This window comes from Neobacillus rhizosphaerae, assembly GCF_050477885.1.
Taxonomy (GTDB): domain Bacteria; phylum Bacillota; class Bacilli; order Bacillales; family Cytobacillaceae; genus Neobacillus; species Neobacillus rhizosphaerae_A.
This window is the reverse complement of the sequence record NZ_JBCNAC010000170.1, coordinates 1-8,480: the sequence shown is the minus strand read 5'-3', so window position 1 is coordinate 8,480 and position 8,480 is coordinate 1. Positions and strand designations below refer to the sequence as shown.

Annotated in this window: 7 protein-coding genes; 2 read left to right on the top strand and 5 right to left on the bottom strand. The window is 35.3% G+C overall.

Annotated elements, in window-relative coordinates; translation table 11 throughout:
• Positions 1-193: 193 nt before the first annotated feature.
• Positions 194-937, top strand: coding sequence for a hydrogen peroxide-dependent heme synthase (gene hemQ / locus ABES03_RS22870; protein ID WP_430121033.1), 744 nt, complete (start codon positions 194-196; stop codon positions 935-937).
• A 63-nt stretch (positions 938-1,000) separates the two neighbouring features.
• On the opposite strand, the gene ABES03_RS22865 is transcribed toward hemQ, so the two are convergent.
• The 3 genes from ABES03_RS22865 to ABES03_RS22855 all read right to left on the bottom strand — a co-directional run bounded on the left by ABES03_RS22865 (position 1,001) and on the right by ABES03_RS22855 (position 5,779).
• Positions 1,001-2,221 (bottom strand): MFS transporter, encoded by a 1,221-nt coding sequence (locus ABES03_RS22865; protein WP_430121031.1) that lies wholly within the window; start codon positions 2,219-2,221, stop codon positions 1,001-1,003.
• A gap of 124 nt (positions 2,222-2,345) precedes the next feature.
• Entirely contained in the window at positions 2,346-4,160 is a 1,815-nt protein-coding gene (locus ABES03_RS22860) for an ABC transporter substrate-binding protein (RefSeq protein ID WP_430121029.1), read from the bottom strand.
• Positions 4,161-4,282: 122 nt separating this feature from the next.
• Positions 4,283-5,779 (bottom strand): pyruvate kinase, encoded by a 1,497-nt coding sequence (locus ABES03_RS22855; protein ID WP_430121027.1) that lies wholly within the window; start codon positions 5,777-5,779, stop codon positions 4,283-4,285.
• A 172-nt stretch (positions 5,780-5,951) separates the two neighbouring features.
• On the opposite strand from ABES03_RS22855, the gene ABES03_RS22850 reads away from it, so the two are divergent.
• Complete coding sequence (locus tag ABES03_RS22850) at positions 5,952-6,539, top strand: VanZ family protein (protein WP_430121025.1); 588 nt, start codon at positions 5,952-5,954, stop codon at positions 6,537-6,539.
• A 19-nt stretch (positions 6,540-6,558) separates the two neighbouring features.
• Here the strand turns inward: ABES03_RS22850 and ABES03_RS22845 are convergent, their stop codons facing one another.
• Positions 6,559-7,917: an arsenic transporter gene (locus ABES03_RS22845; protein WP_430121023.1), complete on the bottom strand. Its 1,359-nt coding sequence runs from the start codon at positions 7,915-7,917 to the stop codon at positions 6,559-6,561.
• A gap of 10 nt (positions 7,918-7,927) precedes the next feature.
• A partial coding sequence (locus tag ABES03_RS22840; RefSeq protein ID WP_430121021.1) for a hypothetical protein occupies positions 7,928-8,480 on the bottom strand: 553 nt, incomplete at its 5' end.

The window sequence follows — 8,480 nt, the reverse complement described above, 5'->3', positions numbered from 1 at the left end:
AGACAAGTTTAACAGAGCCACTAATAAAAATCTCCATTCTTAGATTGTACCTATACTGCCGCAAAAATCCAAGTAACTAGTTTCTTTTGTAAAATCAGCCCATATAAGTGATATAAATCACGACATTTTTAAATGCAAATATTTATCATTTACACTATGAAGATGTTATTAATTAATACTTGGAGTGATTATAATGAATCAAGCAATGAAAACAATTGAAGGATGGTATTGCTTACATGACTTTAGGATGTTTGACTGGGAGAAATGGAAATCAGCCTCTGAGGAAGAACGTGAGCACGCAATTTATGAAATAAAAGAATTAATTAATATGTGGGATAGAATAGAATCTGACCAAAAAGGAAGTCATTCGGTGTATACGATCGTAGGACAAAAAGCAGATATTATGTTTATGATCTTACGCCCTACTATGAAAGAACTCAATAAAATGGAAACAGAATTCAGTAAAACTTCATTTGCTAATTTCACAAAACCAGCCTACTCTTATTTGTCTGTAATAGAAAAAAGCAGTTACTCTCAAGTTGCAACAAATCCTTATGAAGATCCTGCAATAAGAGCTAAGCTTTACCCTATCATACCAAAGACTGAATATGTCTGTTTTTATCCAATGAGTAAATTACGTGGTGAAAATACTAACTGGTTTATGCTTCCGATGGAAGAACGAAAAAGATTGATGTTTGAACACATTGAAACGGGTAGACCCTATACAGATCAGGTAAAACGAATAGTGACTGGATCCGTAGGATTTGATGACTATGAATGGGGTGTCACATTATTTAGTAATGAAGCACTTCAATTTAAAAAATTAATTTATGAAACAAGATTTGACGAAGTAAGTGCGGTTTACGGTATATTTGGGTCCTTCTTTATTGGAAATCTTTTAAAACAAGAAGAAATGGAACAATTTTTTCATATATAAGCTTAAATAGAACAGAAGGCTGAATCCATTGCTAATGGTTCAGCCTTTTATGGTTGTTTCTATTTACTGCAGCTTCCAAAGTAAAGATCGTCGATAAAAGAGAAAGATAATTACATTTAATACCGCAGAGCTAATAAATATAGAAGAAGTCCCCCACCAGCTAATCATCCACCCTGAGAATAGCATACTAATAGGCATGCCTATTCTGAACAAAGAACCTGTCAAACCACCTATTCTTCCCATAAACTCAGATGGTGTTTGCTCATGTCTAAAAGTATAAGCACAAATAATATAAATAGTAGTGGAATAGCCATTTAAGAGTAAACAAACGGACAATAGGATTAGATGGTCTGTTAAATAAAAACCTACATAAGCAATGGAATTCCCAATAATAGCAGCGCCAAATAATACTCCCAATTTAAATCGAATTCTTAAACGATTAATAGTTAAACTAGCGATTAATCCCCCTACTCCAGCTGCAGCTAAAATAATTGAAAGAAGTGAATTAGATAGATGTAAATCCGCTGTTCCAAAAATTAATACAGTATTACTTACAACAATCATAGTGCAGTTGAGGAATAAAATAAACAAAGTCATGGTTTTGAGTGCTTTATTTTTCCGAAAAACATCCCAACCCTCTTTAAAATCCAACCAGAACGAGTTTTTACTCCCCTTTTTCACAGGCTCATTTACCGAAAGTTTCATGATGAAGAAATAGGCCAATACATATAAAATAACTGTTAAAAATAGTCCCTGGGCCTTGTTTGCAAATAAAAGGACAATCCCTAGGAAGACCGGACCCATGATACCAACAAAAGTTTCAATAAAAGAAAATTTTGCGTTTGCACTTGTTAGCAATGAAAGAGGCACACTTAATTTAATAAGACTCACTTGAGTATTAAAAAAGCCGTAATTTAGTGTCATCAAGATAAATCCAAACAAATAAAAGAGAATGGGTTTGTATAAGTGGGCACCAAACATCCCATACATAACTAGTAAGACGACCGCTTGAACGAGAATCATCCACATAGCCCATTTCTTTTTATTCACGCGATCCACAATGATCCCGACAACAATTCCAAAGAATAAATTCGGTAATAACTCAGCCGTCCTCATTGATGTCATAACAATAGAAGAACCTCCAGATAGATCATACATAATTAACGGTAAAAGAAGTTCATAGATTTTATTCCCAATACTTAATAACAAACTAGCAGCAAGTAGGAAAGTGAATTCCTTGTATTGCCAAATAGTAACCTTTTGATAAGACTGATCAACTGCCATTAGTTTTGCTCCTTTGTTTTCATTTTGTACTTTCATTGTACGTTGGCATCGACCAGCAAAAAATCGTAAAACTTTTTCTTTTTTTTCATGTTTTTCAAACTAAAAAGAAGTCACTAGGACTTCTTTATAAATCTACATTAAATTTGTCTATTTTAATTTGTTTGTACCACAGGTCTTTAAAGTCAATCCACATTCTTGAGTTAAAGGAAACTCCTTCTAAAGTGGCATCATAGGAAACCTCCACTTGTTTATGAACTAAGAAACTCAAGACGCCCTCCTCCACAAGAAATTTTTCGAGTTCACGATACTTCTTTATTCTTTTAGAAGGATGGATCTCTTTTTTAATTTTTGTAATCCTTTCATTGATTATTTCTTTCATTGTTTCAGTTAAAAAAGGAAAAATAAACCCTCTTTCAAATAGAAATAACTCAAATAGGGAAATGAAGTTTCCATTTGGTGTTCCTTCAAATAAAACCATATCTGCCTCATCTAACATCTGATGACTTTGAATTTTATCCCACTCCACAATCTTAACTATTATGTTTAGACCCTTTTCTATTAATTGTTGTTGTATGAAATAGGCATCCTGCGCGTGCCGATTGTAAGTAACAAGTGTCAATTTTTCTCCACTATACCCTGTTGAGGATAAATTCTCTTTAAAAGAAACCTTTGTTTCTTTTCCGAAGATAGGTGATTGTGCATTCATTTCTTCTGTCATCATAAAACCATTGGCAACATTCAACCTTGGTTTTCCTAAAAGTGTTAGTTTTTCTCGATCAATATTGGAGAGTATGAATCTCCTTAATTCTAAATTTTGTAGCGGGCCTCTTTTCGCAATATTCATTGTTAGAATGTTCGTTCCTGAATAAATACTCTGTTTGTCATCCCAGTCCGTCATATCTACAGATGTATTTTCACCAGTATCAAAAATAAGTCCCTTTCTTTCTTCCATATCTTCTCTTAAGTCTTCTGGTAATCTAATAATCTCTACTTTGTCCAAGTGAGGACGTGATCTAAAGTAGAATTCAAACGCAGTTAATACACAATGATCGGAATCAACTGATTCAACTTTAAATGGGCCTGTCCCTATTGGAAGTTTTGCAAATCCTTCAGAAGGAGCAAAAATATCAATGATAGACATCGGTGCAAACGAAACAAAATAAAGAAACAAAGAATTAGACTCTTGGAGTTGAAATAGGATTGAGTATTTTGATAATACTTTTATCTCTTTAATATCCCTAACAAGCCATTTATGAGGAGATTGCCATAATCTCATGATGGAATGTTTCACATCTTCAGCTGTTAATTCCCTTCCATTATGGAACCGTACTCCTTTTCGCAAATAAAATAACCAGCTTTTTTTATCCTGACTGCACTCCCAATTATGTGCAAGACTTTTACAAAAGCATCTATTTTGAAAATCATATTCCACTAAAGTGTTATAAACCTGCATCACGATATGAGCATCCAAATCGAAAAAAATGTGAACCGGATCAATGGTAGTAAGTGGTCGGTAGATAGGGAATCTTAGGATTTCTAATTCCTCGTTATCTTTTGAATTCACTTGTTTATAGCCAAAATAATTAGACACCCATTCCATAATAAAGGCTTCTACCTTGGTGCCTTCCCCAAATTCTTTTACTAACTCCAAAGCTTTCAAAATCTCATTTTTCTTTAAAAGCGCATCAGTTTGTTGTTGTAAACTTTGTTCAAGATTTTCTAAAAATATGATGGTGGAGCTGTTTCCTCTTCCTTTTCCTGAATGAAATTCAATTAGTTTTTCATCCTTTAATTTATTTAGAACGAGTTTGACGTTCCTTTGTGTGCAAAAAAGAATTTGGACTAAATCATTCATTGTAGTTCGAATGGGTACATGGTTTCTATACGATTGATAGGCACGTCTTAACATTAGAAAATAGTATAAATACTGAGAATTCATTCGAAACCTCCGATCGATTTCTATTTATTTCTATTTTATAGGTTATTTTCTTTGGATGATACAAAAAAACACGCGGACAAAAAGTCTGCGTGTATTATGATTATAAAAACAATTCTCATTGATTACCTTAATACACCGTATTGAGCAGTTAGATTCCGTTTACTCTCGTTCGATGTTAGCCTATTTGCCTCATCGATAATAAGTACTTTTGTTAGCATGTCTAATGCGTTCAAAATATAGGTCCCCTTATTAAGCATGATACAATTTGCACGTCTTGCAAAAAATACGTCTGTCATTTCGGACCGTGAAGGTATACCCTTTTTTGTTATCCGTTCTAGGACACCTGTTGCCAAAATAACAGGGACATAAGCAGCTGAACAAATGGCCAAAACTTCTTCTTGAACAAAGGAGAGGTTCTCAGAACCCACCTCAACTGCAAGATCTCCTCTTGCAATCATAATACCGAATCGCTCAAAATGTAATCCGTCTAAGATAATTCTAGCTAAATGATGGACAGCATCCTTGGTTTCGATTTTTGCCACCACACCCAAATGAGGCACTTCATATTTACTCAATTCAACCCGCAGTTTTTTCAAATCTAGAGGGGAGTGTACAAAGGAAACTCCCAAAATATCTGCGTACTTCGTAATAAACGATAAATCACTAATATCTTTTTCTGTCAAAGCAGGAACATTTAAACTAAGAAGTGAATCAGGTAAATTCAATCCTTTTCCCTCTTTTATTCTGTACGGCTTACCTACAGGTGATTGTACTTCAATTTCAATGTATTCCTCTGTGACATATCGTACAATGCCAGAAATTTTACCATCATCTATAAAAATTCGATCATTGATTCTTACGTTTCGAAAAGCCTTTTCAAGTGTAACCGGTACCCCAGCAGGAGCATCTGTTGAAGCAGGATGACCCAGTTTATCTGACTCTAATAATAATCGTAAGGATTCACCGTTCTTTACAAGAATATCTTCAGAAGGAAGTTTGCCAATTCGTACCTTTGGACCAGCTAAATCCATATATATCTTGCACTTCTTGTCGTGATAATGCCCTGTCTCCCTAAGCCTATTCTCAGCCAACCTTACACCTTCAATTAACTGTTTCCATACCTCGTGATCATCATGGGCACAATTGATTCTTGCTATATTCATACCCTTTAGTAACAGTTCACTTATAAGTGGTTGGTTGGTCGCCATTTTAGCATCTAAGGTCACCATAATCGTCGAATGCAGCTGGTTATTTCCCTTTCCAAGCAACTCACTAGACTGATTATTCATAATCCTTCTCGAATCAGAAGGAGTAGGAATAGCAAGGGTGGCAGGTAAATCCACGCCAACCTGTAAATGACCCAAGATTTTTTCTAATGTATATAGTACGTGACAATAGGATTGTTCTAATGCTGCAAGCCCCTGGTCCGCTAATGAATGCTGAAAATCAGAAATGTTATGTTTTCTAAGTGCAAGGTATGCCAGTAAGTTATCCCGATTGTATTCAGCTCCTGTAACCGGAAACGTTCCTCGAACCTGCTCAACTTCTTGTATAATTTGTTGAAATATTCTCCCTAGTCGTTTCGACCATTCTTGTGGGTTAATGAGAGAATTAACCACATGATTCACATCCTTGGTTGAGCAAAAGTTATCCATTACCCTTATATGCAATAACAACAGATATGTGCATCTAATAACCAACAATTGAACTATGTTGTTCCTTTCTTTACGATAGGATAGAATAGGGTGGAAAGACTAATCCTTTTTTTGGACATAGGTTGGCGGTGTGAGCGTGAAAAAAACATACATTTTATCATTTTTCTTTTCAATAGGAACGTTTCTTCTTTTATCTCCTGTATTATTCCAATTAACAAATTATCTACACCCAGTTGTATTAGTGGTTGTCTGGATTTGTATCTTTTTGTTTTATCTCATGTGCCTTTTGTTAATCAGGAAAGAGTCAATCCAACTTTCCAATTCTCTTTTCTTAACATTTTTCCTTTTTTACACAATCGGATTATTGATTTTATTATTCCTTCGTCCAAACGACCAAAGCTACGAATCTATAAATTTGATTCCCTTTTCGACGATTGGTTTTTACCTATCTGGGAAAGTAGATGGCTTGATTTCACTATATAATCTTGCTGCTAACATTGGTTTATTTCTCCCCTATGGTATATTACTTAGAGTAAATCGAGCTTCTCTTTTGAAGATAATTGTTCTTCCATTAGCAGCGATTACTTCTATTGAATTACTCCAATTTTTCACCCACCATGGTAGTCTAGATATTGATGATTTACTATTAAATTTACTTGGTGTTTACGTTGGCTGCTGGTTATTCCCCCTCTTTAATAAAATAGTAAAAATCCCCAGCTATTAATGCATGGGGATTTTTATTATTATTTGACGAAAACAAGTAAGAGCCATAGGTATAAGCTAATTAAAGTAAATATTAACGTTGGAGGAATAACAATGATCGTAACCTTTATATATTCAATCCAACTTATTTGAATTTTATTTTTCTTTAATATATGCATCCAGATTAAAGTAGCAAGTGTTCCAATTGGTAGGATTAATGAGCCTATATCACTACCTATGATGTTCGCAAGGTAGACAGTTTTCATAATAAGCGGGTCTAGTCCCATGTCCGTTAATGCAAGTGTTGATATCATTAAAGCCGGATGGTTATTAAAGATATTTGATAGTAGCGCTGTGATGGCCCCCATCGTTATACTTGCGTGTAGTAAACTATCATTGACTAATGTTTGAAGATGCCCAATTAGAAAGTTGGTTAAACCAATATTGTGTAATCCATAGATGATGACATACATACTAAAGGCAAAAATTAAAATATGCCATGGGATTTTTCCTATTATATCTTTTGGATTTACTTTAAGGTGTACCCATCTCCAAATCAGTAAAATAATAGAACCTAGTACAGCAACTAATGTTACAGAGATCCCAATAAAAGAGGCGATAAATAGACTGATTCTAACAATGAATACGAAAATAAGCATGTTAATCATTAGCTTCTTTTGTTGATTAAAAAGGCTTTCAGCGTTTTTTTGCAATGGATGATAGAGACGATTTTTCTGGAGTGGAATGGTGTAGGAATGGAAACGGATTTCTTTTGGAATGTCCCTTTTGAATACGAGGTACAGCAAGTAAGACAGAAACAACAGTCCGAGTACTCCTGGTATAAACATCATTTCTGTTTGGAGATAAAGATCCATCCCAATTATTTTTAAGGCAATTAAATTAACGATATTACTTACACCGATTGGTGCACTCGAGGCGGTTGCAATGAGTGCTCCGCTTAATAGGAAAGGTATTTTTTGTCGGGTTTTAAGCTTAAGATTATTTAGAATAAGGATGAGGATCGGCGTCGTGATCAAGATACTTCCGTCGTTATTAAAAAATAGGGTCATTAAAAAGCAAAGTAATAACGTATTCCAAAATAGTCGTACACCAGACCCTTTCGAGAGTTTTAACATAAGCGCAGCGGTCCAACTAAAAAAACCGAAGCTCTCCAGTACGATTGCCATTACAATAGTGGCTATTATGGTGATGGCTGCACCCGTCACTTTGGAGCTGATGTCAAATAAATCTCCTACAGATACACTACCGCTAAGAAATACTAAAATAGCCCCTATTGTGGCTGGGATCGCCTCATTCATATTTTTGGGACGGATAAAGATCAGAACCATCGTCAGCACGAAAGCTAGAATGGTGATAATCACCGTCGAAAGTTGATACATAAAGTTTTATTTACTCCCTTCTATAAGTTCCCTTCTTTATTTTCCGTTTATTTAACTCTTGTCCTTTGCTTTTATAATACGTGAGTAAAGAAAGGCTTGTTCTAAACGAATATCTCGTAAATGAACAAATCAGCGGAAATCTACATATTTTTTTTAAAAGCTTACTAGATTTATACCTATTATTTTTGGGGTAGACGAATATCACTGATGCTATAACTAGGTATATGTATAGGTTGTTAACAACAAAAAACCGATACCTTTTGAGTATCGGTTTTTTTAATTGGTAACTATTTTTTACCTTTTTTGCCTTTTGGCCCTTTCTTGCCTTTCTTGCCTTTTTTACCTTTGCTTCCACTGCTACCATGGCTTCCACTGCTACCATGGCTTCCACTGCTACCGTGGCTTCCACTGCTACCGTGGCTTCCACTGCTACCGTGGCTTCCACTGCTACCGTGGCTTCCGCTGCTGCCATGACTTCCTTTGCTGCCGTGACTTCCCTTGCTGCCGTGACTTCCTTTGCTGCCGTGACTTCCTTTGCTGCCGTGACTTCCTTTGCTGCCGTG